Below are 16,416 nucleotides of genomic sequence, written 5' to 3'. Positions count from 1 at the left end.
CACGGCGGGACACTGTAGGAGCGAGCTTGCTCGCGATCGGACTCGATGATGCGCAGAACTCGAATGATCGCCAGCAAGCTGGCTCCTACAGGATTGAAGCGGGCGAGGCCCGTCGGATCAGTTCGACTTCACCGCGTAATCCGGCTTCTTGTCGTTGCCTTCGATATAGGGGCTCCACGGCTGGGCGCGGATCGGGCTGTCGGTTTCCCAGACCACGGAGAACTGCCCGTCTTCCTGGATTTCGCCGATCATCACCGGCTTGTGCAGGTGGTGGTTGCTCTTGTCCATGGTCAGGGTGTAGCCGCTCGGCGCCTCGAAGGTCTGGCCGTAAAGGGCTTCACGCACCTTGTCCACCTCGGTGGTGCCGGCCTTCTCCACGGCCTGGGCCCACATATGGATGCCCACGTAGGTGGCTTCCATCGGGTCGTTGGTTACCGCCTTGTCGGCGCCCGGCAGGTTCTTGGCCTTGGCATAGGCCTTCCACTTGTTGACGAACTCGGTGTTGACCGGGTTTTCCACCGACTGGAAGTAGTTCCAGGCGGCCAGGTGGCCGACCAGCGGCTTGGTGTCGATGCCGCGCAGTTCTTCCTCGCCCACCGAGAAGGCCACCACCGGCACGTCGGTGGCTTCCAGGCCCTGGTTGGCCAGTTCCTTGTAGAAGGGCACGTTGGAGTCGCCGTTGACGGTGGAGATCACCGCGGTCTTGCCGCCGGCGGAGAACTTCTTGATGTTGGCGACGATGGTTTGATAGTCGCTGTGGCCGAAGGGGGTGTAGACCTCTTCGATATCCTTCTCGTCGACGCCCTTGCTGATCAGGAAGGCGCGCAGGATCTTGTTGGTGGTGCGCGGGTAGACGTAGTCGGTGCCGAGCAGGAAGAAGCGCTTGGCGGCGCCGCCGTCCTCGCTCATCAGGTACTCGACCGCCGGGATGGCCTGCTGGTTTGGCGCCGCGCCGGTGTAGAACACGTTGGGCGACAGCTCTTCGCCTTCGTACTGCACCGGGTAGAACAGCAGGCCGTTGAGCTCTTCATAGACCGGCAGCACGGATTTGCGCGACACGCTGGTCCAGCAGCCGAAGGTCACCGCGACCTTGTCCTGGGTCAGCAGCTGACGACCGCGTTCAGCGAACAGCGGCCAGTTGGAGGCCGGGTCGACCACCACCGGCTCGAGCTGCTTGCCGAGCACGCCGCCCTTGGCGTTGATCTCGTCGATGGTCATCAGCGCCATGTCTTTCAGCGAGGTTTCGGAGATCGCCATGGTGCCGGACAGCGAATGCAGGATGCCGACCTTGATGGTCTCGGCGGCCTGTACGGTCCAGGTCATGCCCATGGCGGCGATGGAAGCGGAAAGGGTAAAGGCCTTGATCAGGCTGCGACGTTGCATGGTGCGATCTCCATTCACAGATGTGAGTAAGTGGACAGCGTTGTTATTGGTCATGCAGTGAAGGTCATGGCTCGGCTATTCCGGCATCGGCTGCACGCGCTGGCGAGCGCCGTACAGCTTGTGCAGGGTGATGCTGTGCACCTCTGCCTGGCTGACCTCTATATGGCTCTTGAGCAATTGCTGTGCCTCTTCTAGGCGTCGAGTCAGGATCGCTTCGAGAATTTGCCCGTGTTCGGCGTAGGTCAGCTCGATGCGCTGCGCCTGGGTGAAATCCAGGCGCCTTAGAATGCGGATCTTCTCGCTGACCTCGCGGTGCACGCGGGCCATCTCGCGGTTGCCGGCGGCCTCCAGCAATTGGCAATGGAAGGCCTCGTCGAGGCGTGAAACGGCGGCGCCGTCCTGCAATTGCGCCTCTTTACGCACCAACCAGGTGCGCTCGAGCGCCTGCAGTGCAGCGGGCTGTTCGTCGTTGGGGCGCAGGCACAGCCGGCGTACGGCCTCGAGTTCGAGGACGACGCGCAGCTCGTAGAGTTCGTCGAAGTGGGCGAAGTCCAGCGGGCGTACCTGCCAGCCGCTGCGAAAGTGCACCTCGAGAAAACCCTCGCGTTGCAGGCGATGCAGGGCCTGGCGCACCGGCGTGCGGCTGGCGGCGACGCGCTCGGCCACCTCGCCCTCGGAGAAGCGGTCGCCGGGCATCAGGCGGAACTCGAAGATGTCGTCCTTGAGCTGGGCGTAGATGCGCTCGGCCAGACTCTGCGGGCGTGAAACGGCGCGCGACATGCTTGTGCTCAGGCCTGGGTGCTGGCGATAAAGGCGCGCCAGCCGCCAAAGCTGGTGATATCGCGGGCTCCTGCGAGCGCATACGGCTCGCAGATAAAGCCCTTGACCCAGCGGCCGTCGGCCAGCTGCAGGTTGCCGATGCCCAGCGGCGGCGGGATCTCGGCGACGAACTCGCCGAAGCGCGCCTGCGGCACGTCCCACAGCTCGACGATGATCTCGGCGCCGTCCTCGGCGACCCGCGCCAGGCCCGGCTTGGGCGGTACGCTGCCGGGCAGGGCAAAGAGGCGGTAGCTGGCGGCGCTGCTGGTCTGTTCCACCAGCACGGCGTCGCGGCTGGTGAGCTGGAAGTTCAGCGGCATGCCGGTCAGGTGCGCACCGACCACGGCGACGCGGATGCAACCCGGCGCCGGTTTGTCGCTTGGTTTTGGCGCCGGCAGCGGCTTGCCGGTGGCGCCCAGCGGCAGAGCGACGGCCTGCTGCCAGCGTTGGCCGAAGGCGGCCAGCGCCTGGTCGTGCCAGGCCGGGGCGATCAGGGTGATGCCGGCCGGCAGGCCGTCGGCGCGCAGACCCGCCGGTACGGCCAGGGCGGACAGGTCGGCGAGGTTGGTGAAGTTGGTGTAGGTGCCGAACTGGCTGTTGTACAGCACCGGCTCGACGTCCATCTCGGCCAGGCTGCGGATGGTCGGCGAGGTGGGCACCACCAGGGCGTCGAAACCGGCCAGGGCCTCGTTGATGCGGCGGCTCAGCTCGGCGCGGATGTATTCGGCCTTGTAGGCGTCGCAGGCGCTGTAGTTGTGGCCGCCCGCGACTATGCCGCGCACCACCGGGTTGATATGCGCCGGGTCGACGCCTTCCACCGCCACCGTGCGCTCGGCGACCCAGGAACCCTGGTAGAGCTGCTCGGCCAGTTGCCGGAAGGGGGCGAAGTCGATCTCCACCAGCTCGGCGCCCAGTTCGCGCAGCTTGCCCAGCGCAGCTGCGTAGACGGCCTGGTTCTGCGCGTCGCCGAAGAATTCCGGGTTGGCCGGCAGCGCCAGGCGCGGCTGGGCCGGCATGCCGACCTTGGCGCTGGTGGAGTTCTGGCGGCTGTAGGGGTCGGCGGCGTCATAGCCGCCGGCGATAGTGGCCACGGCCAGGGCATCGCCGACGGTCAGGGCGAATACCGAGATGCAGTCCAGGGTCTTGCAGGCCGGCACCAGACCGGTATTGGGCAGCCAGCCCTTGGTCGGCTTGAGCCCGACGATATTGTTGAAGCCGGCCGGCACGCGGCCGGAGCCGGCGGTGTCGGTGCCCAGGGCGAAGGGCACCAGGCCGCGCGCGACCACGCTGGCCGAGCCGGAGCTGGAGCCGCCGCTGACGTAAGCCGGGTTGAAGCTATTGGGCACCGCGCCATAGGGCGAGCGGGTGCCGACCAGGCCGGTGGCGAACTGGTCGAGGTTGGTCTTGCCGATCAGGATGGCGCCGGCGGCGCGCAGGCGCGCCACCACTGTGGCGTCCGCCTCGGCGCTATAGGCGAACTCGGGGCAGGCGGCGGTGGTGGGCCAGCCGGCGGCGTCGATATTGTCCTTGATGGCGAAGGGCACGCCGTACAGCGGCAGCTTGCTCGGGTCGCCGGCTACACCGTCCAGTGCGCTGGCCAGGACATCGAGCTGGGCATCGAGCTGAGCCTCGCTGGCCAGGGCGATCCAGGCGCTGTCGCCGGCGCGCAGTTCGCGGCGCAGGGCGTGCAGCAGCTCAAAGGGGGATTGGCCGTCGCGGTAGGCCTGTTGCCAGTCGGTGAGGGTGAAGGCGAGCGGGGCGTCGGACATGCGCTGAGATTCCATCTTGTATCCAAGTTGGGATCAGCAGAGCAATGTCAGTGCCATTTCCTTTAAAGCTTTTAATTTCAGTCGCTTAGTGAGTTTTCTAGGGCGCGTGAGGCTCTGCCAGGTGAGCGGCATGCACCGAGCCAGAGCGTTGTTGCAAGCATATGGTGCAGAAGAGAGCGGCGTAGCCCGGATGAAATCCGGGGCAGGCTCTGCGGATTACGGCACCAGGTAGTTCTTCACCCCGGTAAAGATGATCTGCGCCGCCAGGGCGCAGACGAACAGGCCCATCAGGCGGCTGACGATCTGCAGGCCCTGGTCGCCGAGCAGGCGCTCGAACTGGTTGGACAGGTACAGCACCACGCCGACGGTGAGGCTGGCGAAGAAGATCGCCACCACCGCCACCAGCTTGTCGTCCCAGTGTGGCTGGCTGGCGCCCATCAGCAGCAGCGCGCCGATGGTGCCGGGGCCGACGGTCAGCGGAATGGTCAGTGGCACTATGGTCACGTCCTGCTGCACGTTGTCGCTCTGCACCGCCGGCTTGCCCTGGGCCATGCCCAGCGCCGAGATGAACAGCACCGAGCCTGCGCCGATGCGGAAGGCGTCGATGGTGATGCCGAACAGGGTGAAGATGTGCCTGCCGAACAGGTACAGCAGCACACTGGCGATCAGCGTGGCCAGCGCCACCTTCCAGGCCAGGCGCTTGCGCTCCCTGAGGGTGTAGCCGCGGCTCAGGCCGATAAAGCAGGAGAGGACGAAGAAGGGGCTGTAGAGCACCAGCATCTTCAGGTACAGGCTGAACAACTCGGAGGCCATGGCGGCAGGCTCGCAGAAAACTGGGGGAAGGAGACGATCAGTTTGGCAGTGCGTCACGCTGGCGGCGCAGTTCGCGTTCGGCGATCCAGTGTTCGATCAGCTCGCGCAGTTGCGACAGCTCCACCGGCTTGGACATGTGGCCGTCCATGCCCACGGCGCGGGCGCGTTCCTTGTGTTCGCTCAAGATATGCGCGGTGAGCGCCACCACCGGGGTGCGCGGGCGATGTTCGGCGGCCTCCCAGGCGCGCAGCTGTTCGGTGGCGGAAAAACCGTCGAGCACCGGCATCTCGCAGTCCATCAGCACCAGATCGTAGTGCTGCGCCTTCATCGCGCTGAGGGCTTCCTCGCCATTGCTGGCGGTGTCCGGCTGCAGGTTGAGCTTGCCGAGCATGCCGCGGATCACCTTGGTGGAGATGCTGTTGTCCTCGGCCACCAGGATGCGGAAGTCGCCGGGCACCTCGAGCGGTGTGCTGACCGGCGTCGGCGCGGCCTGCACCTGGCTGTCGTTGGGGCGCTGGGCCAGCTCGTCGGCCAGGGTGGTCTTGAGCGTATAGCCGGCCACCGGCTTGGCCAGGATGCGCTTGATCCCGGCGTTGCGCGCGATCACCTTGCTCGGCGCGTTGCTGATGCCGGTGAGCATGATGATCAGGATGTCGTGGTTGAGGCTGGGGTCTTCCTTGATCTTGGCCGCCAGCTGCATGCCGGTCATGCCGGGCATGTCCTGATCGAGCAGCACCGCGTCGAAGTATTCGCGCATATGCGCCTTGGTGCGCAGCAGGGCCAGGGCCTCCTTGCCCGACGGCACGGCGCTGACCTGCAGGCCCCAGGCGTTGCACTGCTGCACCAGCACCTTGCGGCAGGTGTCGTTGTCGTCCACCACCAGCAGGCGCGCGCCCTGCAGCGGGCTGTCCAGGTCGGCTTCGGGCTGCTGCAGGCGGGCGGCGTCCAGCGGCAGGGTCAGCCACAGCGTCGAGCCCTGGTTGCCGCTGCCCTGGATGCCGAACTCGCCGCCCATCAGGCGCACCAGCTGACGGGCGATGATCAGGCCCAGGCGCCCGCCGAGGCGGGTGGCGGCGAGGAAGTCCTTGCTGTGCAGCTCGGCGTTGAGCAGGGCGTCGCGCTCCTCGGCCAGCAGCGGGCGGCCGCTGTCCTGCACGGCGATGCGCAGGCGGTGCTGGCCGTCGCTGCTGTCCAGCGCGGCGACCAGCAGGATCTCGCCCTCGTCGGTCTGCTTGAAGGCGTTGTCGAGCAGGCTGAGCAGGGCCTGGCGCAGGCGCGTCGGGTCGCCGCTGATCACCCGCGGCACCTGCGGCTGGATGAAACTGATCAGCTCCACGCGCTGCTGCTCGGCCTTGGCGCGGAAGATGTCGAGGCAGTCCTCGATCAGCGCGCCGAGGTCGAACTGCACGTCGTCCAGCTCGATCTGTCCGGATTCCAGCTTGGAAATGTCGAGAATCTCGTTGATCAGGGTGAGCAGCTCGTTGCCCGAACTGTGGATGGTCTGCACGTAGTCGCGTTGCTTGGCCGACAGCGGCGTGCCCAGCAGCAGCTCGGTCATGCCCAGCACGCCGTTCATCGGCGTGCGGATCTCGTGGCTGATCTTGGCCAGGAACTCGGCCTTGGCACGCAGCTCGGCGCTGCTGGCGGCCAGCGCGGTGCGCTCGTCCAGGGTGTCGCGCTGGATCTGCCGCTGGCGCTCGGTCAGCGACACGCTGAGGATCAGCCCGGCCAGGGTGGCGACGCTGAACACGCCGAGCACCAGCCAGCCGGGGTTGAGCTGGTCGTAACCGAGCAGCACCGGTATGAAGAAGCCGAAGCCCAGGTTGAACACCAGCATGCCCACGGCGATCAGCCGCGCCGGCTGGTAACCGGCGCGCCAGTGCAGGGTGCTGACCAGCAGCAGATTGAGGGTGCTCAGCGCCACCAGCAGGTAGACCAGCGAGCTGTACCAGAGCAGCCCGGTGAGGGCGACGGTGACGGCATAGGCCAGCAGCAGCAGGGCGTTGCCCTGCAGCAGGCGGTTGAGCGGGCTGACCTGCACCGGCGTGCCGCGGACGAAGCTGAGGGCGAAGGCCAGGCCGCTGAAGGCGGCGAACAGCGCCGAGAGGTCGGCGATCAGCGACTGGTTGTGGCTCAGGCTCGGCAGCCACTGGGCGAAGATGCCGAGGTTGGCCGAGGAGCATACCGCCAGGCCGATATTCACCCCGGCCAGCCACAGGCTGCTGGCGCTGCGGCTGTAGAAGAAGCGGATCAGGTTGTACAGGGTCAGCAGCAGCAGCGCGCCGAACAGGGCGCCGAACAGGTAGGCGGGCTTTTCCAGGCTGACCAGCTCGGCCTGGTCCATCACCTTGAACCAGGTCATCAGCGGGTGGTTGGAGGTCAGCCGCACATAGGCGACGCGGGCCTGGCCGTCGTTGGGCAGCGGCATCAGGTAGAAACGCGAGGGCAGCGGGCGCGACTCCAGCGGCATGGCCTCGCCGGTGTGCAGGTTCTGCTCCAGCTGGCCGTCGCGCAGCAGGTAGTAGTCGAGGTACTGCACCCGTGGCGAGAACACCCAGAGCCAGGTCGGCTGCTGCTGCGCGGCGAGCTCGACGCGCAACCAGACGGCGTGCTGGCTGGGCGGGAAGGTGAAGGATTGTTTAGTGAGCGGCTTGAACTGCTGGCGCTGGGCGCGCACCTCTTCCAGGCCCAGGCGGGCGCTGGCGTCGATCAGGTAGGACCAGCCCTGCGGGCTTGTCGGAGCGGTGCCGGCGCAGGCTGTCAGGTTGACACCGAGCAGCAGCAAACTGGCGAATAGTCCGATGGCAATCCTGAGCCGGCGCACGGGCAAATCCCTTCTAAATGAGTGGCCGGATTATAGCCAAGCATTTGTTCGGGAGAATATGGCGTAGGCGGGCATTTTTGTGGCCTGCCGTCCCTGGCGGCCACCGGCCTGCGTCATATGCCCTGGCGGCGATCAGCCTTCGCCACGCTCGCGGGCGATGGCGCGGTAGCCGATGTCGTTGCGGTGGAACATGCCGTTCCAGCGGATCTTCTCGGCCAGGCGGTAGGCCTGCTGCTGGGCCTCGGCCACCGTGCGACCGATGGCGGTGGCGCACAGCACGCGGCCGCCGGCGGTGACGATCCGGCCGTCCGAAAGCTTGGTACCGGCGTGGAACACCTTGCCGTCGAGCTGGGCGGCGTCGTCCAGACCTTCGATGACATCGCCCTTGGCGTAGTCGCCCGGGTAGCCGCCGGCGGCCAGCACCACACCCACAGTCGGACGCGGGTCCCAGGTGGCTTCGACCTTGTCCAGGGCCTTGGCCAGCGCGGCCTCGACCAGCAGCACCAGGGAGCTTTCCAGGCGCACCATGATCGGCTGGGTTTCCGGGTCGCCGAAGCGGCAGTTGAACTCGATGACCTTGGGCTTGCCGGCCTTGTCGATCATCAGCCCGGCATAGAGGAAGCCGGTGTAGACGTTGCCTTCGCTGGCCATGCCGCGCACGGTGGGGTAGATCACCTCGTCCATCACCCGCTGGTGCACCTCAGGCGTCACCACCGGCGCCGGCGAGTAGGCGCCCATGCCGCCGGTGTTCGGGCCGGTATCGGCGTCGCCGACGCGCTTGTGGTCCTGGCTGGTGGCCATCGGCAGCACATGCTCGCCGTCGACCATGACGATAAAGGAAGCCTCTTCGCCGTCGAGGAACTCTTCGATCACCACGCGCGAACCCGCCTCACCGAAGGCGTTGCCGGCCAGCATGTCGCGTACGGCGTCTTCGGCTTCCTGCATGGTCATGGCGACTATCACGCCTTTGCCGGCGGCCAGGCCGTCGGCCTTGATCACGATGGGCGCGCCCTTCTCGCGCAGGTAGGCCAGCGCCGGCTCGATCTCGGTGAAGTTCTGGTAGTCGGCGGTGGGGATCTGGTGGCGGGCCAGGAAATCCTTGGTGAAGGCCTTGGAACCTTCCAGCTGGGCGGCGGCGGCGGTGGGGCCGAAGATGTCCAGCTTGCGGCTGCGGAACAGGTCGACCACGCCCTTCACCAGCGGCGCCTCGGGACCGACTATGGTCAGCTGCACGTTCTGCTCGGCGAAGTCGGCGAGCTGCTCGATGGCCAGCACGTCGATGGCCACGTTCTCGCACTTGGCTTCCACCGCGGTACCGGCGTTGCCCGGGGCGACGAACACCTTCTCGACGCGCGGATCCTGCGCCACTTTCCAGGCCAGGGCGTGTTCACGACCGCCGCTGCCGATGATCAGTACGTTCATGTCTCTCTCCCAATGGAGGCGGGCCGGTGGCCCGTTTGGTGGATAAGAAAAGCGTTATCCACCCTACGAATTCCGAGGTCGCGATGAAGCCGGTAGATGCTAGGCGCCCCAGGTTTCGACCAGCGGAGTTGCCGACTGGCAATGAGCATTGGCGGAACCCGGGGCAACAACGCAGATGCCGGCTTCAGTGCGGCCGATTTTAGTGCCTGAAGTGGCGCATGCCGGTGAACACCATGGCGATGCCGGCTTCGTCGGCGGCAGCGATCACTTCGTTGTCGCGCATCGAGCCACCGGGCTGGATCACCGCGGTGATGCCGGCCTTGGCCGCGTTGTCGATACCGTCGCGGAACGGGAAGAAGGCGTCCGAGGCCATCACCGCGCCCTGCACCTGCAGGCCGGCGTGCTCGGCCTTGATCGCGGCGATGCGCGCGGAGTTGACGCGGCTCATCTGGCCTGCGCCGACACCGACGGTCTGGCGGTTCTTGGCATAGACGATGGCGTTGGACTTGACGAACTTGGCCACTTTCCAGGCGAACACCAGGTCGTGGATCTCCTGCTCGCTCGGCGCGCGCTGGGTGACGACCTTGAGGTCTTCCGCCTTGATCATGCCGATATCGCGGCTCTGCACCAGCAGACCGCCGTTGACGCGCTTGAAGTCCCAGCCCGCGGCGCGCTCGGTCGGCCACTGGCCGCATTCCAGCAGACGCACATTGGCCTTGGCGGCCACCACTTCACGGGCGGCGGCGCTGATGCTCGGGGCGATGATCACTTCGACGAACTGACGCTCGACGATGGCCTTGGCGGTCTCGCCATCCAGCTCGCGGTTAAAGGCGATGATGCCGCCAAACGCGGATTCGGTGTCGGTGGCGTAGGCCAGGTCGTAGGCCTTGCGGATACCGCCTTCGTTTTCCGGGACCACGGCCACGCCGCAGGGGTTGGCGTGCTTGACGATGACGCAGGCCGGCTTGACGAAGCTTTTCACGCATTCCAGCGCGGCGTCGGTGTCGGCCACGTTGTTGAACGACAGTTCCTTGCCCTGCAGCTGGACAGCGGTGGAAACGCTGGCCTCGCCCTTCTTCGCTTCGACGTAGAAGGCCGCGCTCTGGTGCGGGTTCTCGCCGTAGCGCATTTCCTGCGCCTTGATGAACTGGCTGTTGAAGGTGCGCGGGAAGGCGCCACGGCCTTCGGTGGACAGGGTGTCGCGCGTCTGGTCGATGGTGCCCAGGTAGTTGGCGATCATGCCGTCGTAGGCGGCGGTGTGCTCGAAGGCCTTGAGCGCCAGGTCGAAACGCTGGGCGTAGGTCAGACCGCCGGCCTTGAGGGACTCGACGATGCCGGCGTAGTCGCCGGCGTTGACCACGATGGCGACGTCCTTGTGGTTCTTCGCCGCGCTGCGGACCATGGTCGGGCCGCCGATGTCGATGTTCTCGATGGCATCGGCCAGGTCGCAATCGGGCTTGGCCACGGTGGCTTCGAAGGGGTAGAGGTTGACCGCCACCAGGTCGATCGGCTTGATGCCGTGCTCGTCCATCACCGCGCCGTCCAGCGCGCGACGGCCGAGGATGCCGCCGTGGATCTTCGGGTGCAGGGTCTTCACCCGGCCGTCCATCATCTCCGGGAAGCCGGTGTAGTCGGCCACTTCCACTGCGGCTACGCCGTTGTCCTTGAGCAGCTTGTAGGTGCCGCCGGTGGAGAGGATCTCGACACCGAGGGTGGCCAGTTCGCGGGCGAACTCGAGGATGCCGGTCTTGTCGGAGACGCTGATCAGGGCGCGGCGAACGGGGAGGCGGGTGGTCTGGTCGGTCATGGCAAAGTCCATCGGAACAGGAAAACAGTGAAAAAAGGCGGCACTCGGCCGCCCTTTTCCGGGGATTCGCTTACAGCAGGTCGTACTGCTTGAGCTTCTTGCGCAGCGTGCCGCGGTTCAGGCCGAGCAGCTCGGAGGCCTTGGTCTGGTTACCTTTCACGTAATTCATGACGGTTTCCAGCAGCGGCGCTTCCACTTCGGTGAGCACCAGGTTGTACACATCGGTGACGTCCGCGCCCTCGAGATGGGCGAAATAGTTGTGCAGCGCCTTTTCCACGGCGCCACGCAGGGTCTGGCCCTCGTCGCTCGGCGTGCTCAGGTGCTGTTTAAGGCTGGTGTTGTCACTCACGGGTGCGGTTCCACTCACTAAGGTCTCTGTCATCAACGTCATGCGGCCACCTCGTTTCCATCGTTGTGCCGTTCGCTGAAAAACGCGCGAACGTGGGCGCACTGTGCGTCCGTACTGTCCAGACGGTTGAACTGGGCGCGAAACTCCCTGGCGCCCGGCAGGGTTGCGAGATACCAGCCGACATGCTTGCGGGCGATGCGCACGCCCATCTCGTCGCCGTAGAAGGCGTGCAGGGCGGCCAGGTGTTCTAGCAGAATGCGTTCCACCTCGAGCAGGCCGGGCGCCGGCAGGCTTTCGCCGGTGCGCAGATAATGCTCGATCTCACGGAAGATCCACGGCCGGCCCTGCGCGGCACGACCGATCAGCAGGGCATCGGCGCCGGTGGCGTCGAGTACGGCGCGGGCTTTTTGCGGCGAGTCGATGTCGCCGTTGGCGAACACCGGAATCGACACCGCCTGCTTGATCGCGGCGATGGTGTCGTACTCGGCTTCGCCGGTGTAGAGGTCGGCGCGCGTGCGGCCGTGCACGGCCAGCGCGGCGATGCCGGCATCTTCGGCGATCTTCGCCACGGTGACGCCGTTCTTGTTCGCGCGATCCCAGCCGGTGCGGATCTTCAGGGTCACCGGTACGTCCACCGCGCCGACCACCGCGGCGAGAATCTCGCGCACCAGCGGTTCGTCGCGCAGCAGGGCGGAGCCGGCGGCCTTGTTGCAGACCTTCTTGGCCGGGCAGCCCATGTTGATGTCGATGATCTGCGCGCCGAGCTCGACGTTCTTGCGTGCGGCTTCGGCGAGCATCTGCGGGTCGCCGCCGGCGATCTGCACCGAACGCGGCTCGGGGTCGCCGGCGTGCAGCAAACGCAGGCTGGACTTGCGGCTATTCCACAGGCGCACATCGCTGGTGACCATCTCCGACACCACCAGGCCGGCACCGAGACGGCGGCACAGCTGGCGGAACGGGCGATCGGTGACGCCGGCCATGGGGGCCAGGATCAACCGATTGGGCAATGTGTAGGGGCCGATACGTGGGGCCGACATGGGGCGTCCCTGCTTGTTGGTTCGCAGTTGAGACAATGGGGCGATCAACAGCTGTCCTCCACGGTTTCCGCGGGGGGAAACAATGGTGGGCTGTGCTCGCAAAAGGGTGGGCATGATACCCGCTCTGGATGACCGGATAAAGGCTGTTTTGAACAAATTCTGAACAGCTATGGGCTTATCGCCAAGAGTTCGATAGGCGGCCTGCGGCCAGTTGTCGCGCCGCCTGCAGGCTATTCCGGGGAGTGGAAGCTGAGGCTGTAGTTCACCGCGCGGGTGCCCGGGTCGAGGATGTCCAGGGAGATGTGGATCGGCGTCTGCGGCGGCATTTCGCTCTGCCCGGCGAGCTCGCCGGCGAGGTATTCGCTGGGCTTGAAACGGCGGCTGGCGACCAGCTGGCCACCGAGGTCGGCGAAGCGCATTTCCAGCAGCGGGAAGGGTTGGGCGAAGGGCGCGCGGTTGTAGAGGATGGCGTCGACGATCAGCGCGCCGGAGAACTCCGGGTGGCTGCGCACCACCAGGTTGCTGCTGCGGATCTGGCTGATGTCGACCTTCGACGGCAGGCTGCAGCCGATGCTCGGGCACAGCTGCTCGAACCAGGGGCGGTAGCGATCCTGGCGCGCCAGCTCGTCGAAGTTGTAGGCGGCGTACTGCGCCAGCAGGCCGCCGGCCGCCAGCAGGTTGAGCAGGCTCCAGGCGAACCAGCGGCCCCAGGGGCGCGACTGCGGCTGGCGCCAGTCCAGTTGCAGCGGTTCGTCGTCCAGTTCGAACAGGCGTTCCTCGCGCAGGCCCGGCTCGTTGCGCGCCGCCCTGGGTTCTTCGCGCTCGCTGCGCAGGTCTTCATCCTGTCGCTCTTGCTCGTCCGGTTCGTCATCGAGGCTACCCAGGCGCGGCTCGCTCGGTTCGTCGAGCTCGTCGGCGCTGGGCTGCTGCTCGCGGGGTGTGACGGGGGCGGTGAATTCGCTGGCTGCTTTGGGCTTAGCGGCGGCGGGCTCTGGCTGCTCTTCGGTAGGTTGCAGTGCGAAGCTGTCGCGCTCGCGTTTTACCGGCTCGTCACGCAGCAGGGCTTCGGCCCAGGCCTCGTCGTGCGGCGCGTCGCGGCTCGGCGCTTCGTCGCTGTCGAAGCGTTCGCTGTAGCGCGGGGCGCGCTCCAGGGTGAGGAACTGCTGCGACAGTTGCTGTTCCTGTTCCTCCAGCTTGGCCAGTTCCTCGTCCAGATCGAGGCCGTCTAGGTCGAGGTCGTCGTGAATCCACAGGGTGTCGTCGGCGGCCTTGGCCGGTTTGCCGGCGGCCGCTGGCTGTGGTTTGCCGGCCGCTGCCGGCGGGGCGGTCGTGGGCGCAGCGCTGGGCGTGCCGAACAACTGCTGCGCGGCGTTGAACACGTGCAGGCAGGCCCCGCAGCGCACCGCGCCATGGGCGGCAGCCAGCTGCGCCTGGCTGACGCGGAAGCTGGTGCGGCAATGGGGGCACTGGGTGACGTGGCTTTCGCTCATGCGCGGGTCCGATAACTCGAGGCGGTTAGTCTAACGCAATGGTCAGGGGTTCAGCGCTTGACGCCGCTGATGCGCACCCAGCCGTCCTTGACGGCTGTCGGGTCGAGGTCGAAGGCGCCGGCGTAGGCGGCGCGCACTTCCTCGGCCTGCTCGGCGAGGATGCCCGACAGCGCCAGGCGCCCGCCCGGCTTGACCAGCGCGCCGATCTGCGGCGCCAGGGAGACCAGCGGGCCGGCGAGGATATTGGCCACCACCACCTCGGCCGGCTGCTGCGGCAGGTCGGCGGGCAGATAGACCGGGAAGCGTGCCGGATCGATGCCGTTGCGCGAGGCGTTGTCGCGCGAGGCCTCCAGCGCCTGCGGGTCGATATCGGTACCGACCGCCTGCGGCGCGCCGAGCAGCAGCGCGGCGATGGCCAGGATGCCGGAGCCGCAGCCGAAATCCAGCACGTTGCAGCCGGCCAGATCCTGGCCGTCGAGCCATTCCAGGCACAGTGCGGTGGTCGGGTGGGTGCCGGTGCCGAAGGCCAGGCCCGGATCGAGCAGCAGGTTGACCGCCTCCGGCTCCGGTGCGGCGTGCCAGCTCGGCACTATCCACAGGCGTTGGCCGAAGCGCATCGGCTGGAAGCCGTCCATCCAGCTGCGCTCCCAGTCCTGGTCCTCGATGCGTTCGACATGGTGTTCCGGCAGGGCGCCGCCGCACAGCAGCTGCAGGTGGGCGAGCAGCGCGGTCTCGTCGGTATCGGCCTCGAACAGGGCCAGCAGGTGGGTGTGCGACCACAGCGGGGTGGTGCCCAGGTCCGGCTCGAAGATCGGCTGGTCCTCGGCGTCCATAAAGGTCACCGACACGGCGCCGACCTCGAGCAGGGCGTCCTCGTAGGTCTCCGCCTGCTCCGGGGTGATGGCGAGACGGACTTGTAACCAGGGCATGGGCAACCTCATGAACGATGCGGCGGGGCGTTTGGCCGCGCAGCTTACTTGAACGGATGGGCGTGCTGCCAGTTCGGCCGCCGGCCGGAAACGACAAGGGCCGCCAGATGGCAGCCCTTGTCGGTGCAGCAGACCCAAGTCTCAGTGCTTGTCCATACCCAGTTTCTTTTCCAGGTAGTGGATGTTCACGCCACCCTTGACGAAACCCTTGTCGCGGGTCAGGTCGCGGTGCAGCGGCACGTTGGTCTTGATGCCGTCGACCACGATCTCGTCGAGGGCGTTGCGCATGCGCGCCATGGCCTCGTCGCGGTCCTTGCCGAAGGTGATCAGCTTGCCGATCAGCGAGTCGTAGTGCGGCGGCACGCTGTAGCCGCTGTACAGGTGCGAGTCGACGCGCACGCCGTTGCCGCCCGGGGCATGGAAGTGCTTGACCTTGCCGGGGCTGGGCATGAAGTTGTCCGGGTCCTCGGCGTTGATCCGGCACTCGACCGAGTGGCCGAGGATCTTCACGTCTTCCTGCTTGATCGACAGCTTGTTGCCGGCGGCGATGCTGAGCATCTCCTTGACGATGTCGAAGCCGGTGATCATCTCGGTGACCGGGTGCTCGACCTGCACGCGGGTGTTCATCTCGATGAAGTAGAAACGGCCGTCTTCGTAGAGGAACTCGAAGGTGCCGGCACCGCGGTAGCCGATCTCGATGCAGGCGTCGACGCAGCGCTTGAGCACCTCGGCGCGGGCCTTCTCGTCGATGTAGGGGGCCGGGGCCTCCTCGATCACCTTCTGGTGGCGGCGCTGCAGCGAGCAGTCGCGGTCGTACAGGTGGATGGCGTTGCCCTGGCCGTCCGACAGTACCTGCACCTCGACGTGGCGCGGGTTGCCGAGGAATTTTTCCAGGTAGACCATCGGGTTGCCGAACGCCGCGCCGGCTTCGGTGCGGGTCAGCTTGGCCGACTTGATCAGGTCTTCTTCCTTGTGCACCACGCGCATGCCGCGACCACCGCCGCCGCCGGCGGCCTTGATGATCACCGGGTAGCCCACTTCGCGGGCGATGCGCAGGGCTTCTTCCTCGTCTTCCGGCAGCGGGCCGTCGGAGCCAGGCACCACCGGCACGCCGGACTTGATCATGGCGTTCTTGGCCGACACCTTGTCGCCCATCAGGCGGATGGTGTCGGCTTTCGGGCCGATGAAGGCGAAACCGGAGTTCTCCACCTGTTCGGCGAAGTCGGCGTTCTCGGCGAGGAAGCCGTAGCCCGGGTGGATCGCGGTGGCGCCGGTGACTTCGGCGGCGCTGATGATCGCCGGGATGTTCAGGTAGGACCGTGCGCCGGGCGCCGGACCAATGCAGACGGACTCGTCGGCCAGGCCCAGGTGCATCAATTCACGGTCGGCGGTGGAATGCACGGCCACCGTCTTGATGCCCAGCTCCTTGCAGGCGCGCAGGATGCGCAGGGCGATTTCGCCACGGTTGGCGATCAGGACTTTTTCCAGCTTCTGCATTGCAGGCTCCCCGCGCATCAAACGATGGTGAACAGGGGCTGGTCGTACTCAACCGGCTGGCCGTTTTCCACCAGGATGGACTCGATCACGCCGCTGGCTTCGGCCTCGATGTGGTTCATCATCTTCATGGCTTCGACGATGCACAGGATGTCGCCTTTCTTCACGCTCTGACCGACTTCGACGAAGTTGGCCGAGGTCGGCGAGGCGGCGCGGTAGAAGGTGCCGACCATCGGCGAGCGGGCCACGCTGCCGTTCAGCTTCGGCGCGGCTGCCGGGG

Annotated in this window: 13 protein-coding genes; all 13 read right to left on the bottom strand. The window is 66.5% G+C overall.

Annotated elements, in window-relative coordinates:
• Window positions 1–117: 117 nt before the first annotated feature.
• Window positions 118–1,383: an urea ABC transporter substrate-binding protein gene (gene urtA, locus N878_RS05390; RefSeq protein WP_021442656.1), complete on the bottom strand. Its 1,266-nt coding sequence runs from the start codon at window positions 1,381–1,383 to the stop codon at window positions 118–120.
• Between the two features lie 75 nt (window positions 1,384–1,458).
• Complete coding sequence (locus N878_RS05385; protein ID WP_021442655.1) at window positions 1,459–2,163, bottom strand: GntR family transcriptional regulator; 705 nt, start codon at window positions 2,161–2,163, stop codon at window positions 1,459–1,461.
• 8 nt (window positions 2,164–2,171) lie between these two features.
• Window positions 2,172–3,971, bottom strand: a complete 1,800-nt coding sequence (atzF, locus tag N878_RS05380) for an allophanate hydrolase (protein ID WP_021442654.1) — start codon at window positions 3,969–3,971, stop codon at window positions 2,172–2,174.
• A gap of 216 nt (window positions 3,972–4,187) precedes the next feature.
• Window positions 4,188–4,784, bottom strand: coding sequence for a MarC family protein (locus N878_RS05375; RefSeq protein ID WP_021442653.1), 597 nt, complete (start codon window positions 4,782–4,784; stop codon window positions 4,188–4,190).
• Between the two features lie 37 nt (window positions 4,785–4,821).
• Entirely contained in the window at window positions 4,822–7,608 is a 2,787-nt protein-coding gene (locus N878_RS05370) for a hybrid sensor histidine kinase/response regulator (protein ID WP_031302787.1), read from the bottom strand.
• Window positions 7,609–7,740: 132 nt separating this feature from the next.
• A complete protein-coding gene (purD, locus tag N878_RS05365) occupies window positions 7,741–9,030 on the bottom strand; it encodes a phosphoribosylamine--glycine ligase (RefSeq protein WP_021442651.1) in 1,290 nt (429 codons plus the stop codon).
• 199 nt (window positions 9,031–9,229) lie between these two features.
• Window positions 9,230–10,837, bottom strand: a complete 1,608-nt coding sequence (gene purH, locus N878_RS05360; protein WP_021442650.1) for a bifunctional phosphoribosylaminoimidazolecarboxamide formyltransferase/IMP cyclohydrolase — start codon at window positions 10,835–10,837, stop codon at window positions 9,230–9,232.
• Between the two features lie 70 nt (window positions 10,838–10,907).
• Window positions 10,908–11,228, bottom strand: a complete 321-nt coding sequence (gene fis, locus N878_RS05355) for a DNA-binding transcriptional regulator Fis (RefSeq protein WP_031302786.1) — start codon at window positions 11,226–11,228, stop codon at window positions 10,908–10,910.
• Window positions 11,225–12,223 carry a tRNA dihydrouridine synthase DusB gene (gene dusB / locus N878_RS05350; protein ID WP_031302785.1) on the bottom strand — a complete coding sequence of 333 codons (999 nt, stop codon included), beginning with the start codon at window positions 12,221–12,223 and terminating at the stop codon, window positions 11,225–11,227. The genes fis and dusB overlap by 4 nt, the downstream gene beginning before the upstream one ends.
• A gap of 230 nt (window positions 12,224–12,453) precedes the next feature.
• Entirely contained in the window at window positions 12,454–13,713 is a 1,260-nt protein-coding gene (locus N878_RS05345) for a DUF3426 domain-containing protein (RefSeq protein ID WP_021442647.1), read from the bottom strand.
• A gap of 50 nt (window positions 13,714–13,763) precedes the next feature.
• Entirely contained in the window at window positions 13,764–14,642 is an 879-nt protein-coding gene (prmA, locus tag N878_RS05340; protein WP_021442646.1) for a 50S ribosomal protein L11 methyltransferase, read from the bottom strand.
• Between the two features lie 141 nt (window positions 14,643–14,783).
• Window positions 14,784–16,139, bottom strand: coding sequence for an acetyl-CoA carboxylase biotin carboxylase subunit (gene accC / locus N878_RS05335; RefSeq protein ID WP_021442645.1), 1,356 nt, complete (start codon window positions 16,137–16,139; stop codon window positions 14,784–14,786).
• A 17-nt stretch (window positions 16,140–16,156) separates the two neighbouring features.
• On the bottom strand, window positions 16,157–16,416 hold a 260-nt coding region (accB, locus tag N878_RS05330), incomplete at its 5' end, for an acetyl-CoA carboxylase biotin carboxyl carrier protein (protein ID WP_021442644.1).

Source organism: Pseudomonas sp. EGD-AK9 (genome assembly GCF_000465935.2).
GTDB lineage: Bacteria > Pseudomonadota > Gammaproteobacteria > Pseudomonadales > Pseudomonadaceae > Aquipseudomonas.
Note: the sequence above shows the minus strand (reverse complement) of the source record. Positions and strands in the feature narration are given on the sequence as shown.

Excerpts from the sequence above, each read along its gene's own strand:
- N878_RS05385 (WP_021442655.1), bottom strand. The coding sequence starts at position 2,163 with ATGTCGCGCGCCGTTTCACGCCCGCAGAGTCTGGCCGAGCGCATCTAC.
- N878_RS05375 (WP_021442653.1), bottom strand. The coding sequence starts at position 4,784 with ATGGCCTCCGAGTTGTTCAGCCTGTACCTGAAGATGCTGGTGCTCTAC.
- urtA (WP_021442656.1), bottom strand. The coding sequence starts at position 1,383 with ATGCAACGTCGCAGCCTGATCAAGGCCTTTACCCTTTCCGCTTCCATC.
- prmA (WP_021442646.1), bottom strand. The coding sequence starts at position 14,642 with ATGCCCTGGTTACAAGTCCGTCTCGCCATCACCCCGGAGCAGGCGGAG.
- accC (WP_021442645.1), bottom strand. The coding sequence starts at position 16,139 with ATGCAGAAGCTGGAAAAAGTCCTGATCGCCAACCGTGGCGAAATCGCC.
- N878_RS05345 (WP_021442647.1), bottom strand. The coding sequence starts at position 13,713 with ATGAGCGAAAGCCACGTCACCCAGTGCCCCCATTGCCGCACCAGCTTC.
- atzF (WP_021442654.1), bottom strand. The coding sequence starts at position 3,971 with ATGTCCGACGCCCCGCTCGCCTTCACCCTCACCGACTGGCAACAGGCC.
- purH (WP_021442650.1), bottom strand. The coding sequence starts at position 10,837 with ATGACCGACCAGACCACCCGCCTCCCCGTTCGCCGCGCCCTGATCAGC.
- dusB (WP_031302785.1), bottom strand. The coding sequence starts at position 12,223 with ATGTCGGCCCCACGTATCGGCCCCTACACATTGCCCAATCGGTTGATC.
- fis (WP_031302786.1), bottom strand. The coding sequence starts at position 11,228 with ATGACGTTGATGACAGAGACCTTAGTGAGTGGAACCGCACCCGTGAGT.
- purD (WP_021442651.1), bottom strand. The coding sequence starts at position 9,030 with ATGAACGTACTGATCATCGGCAGCGGCGGTCGTGAACACGCCCTGGCC.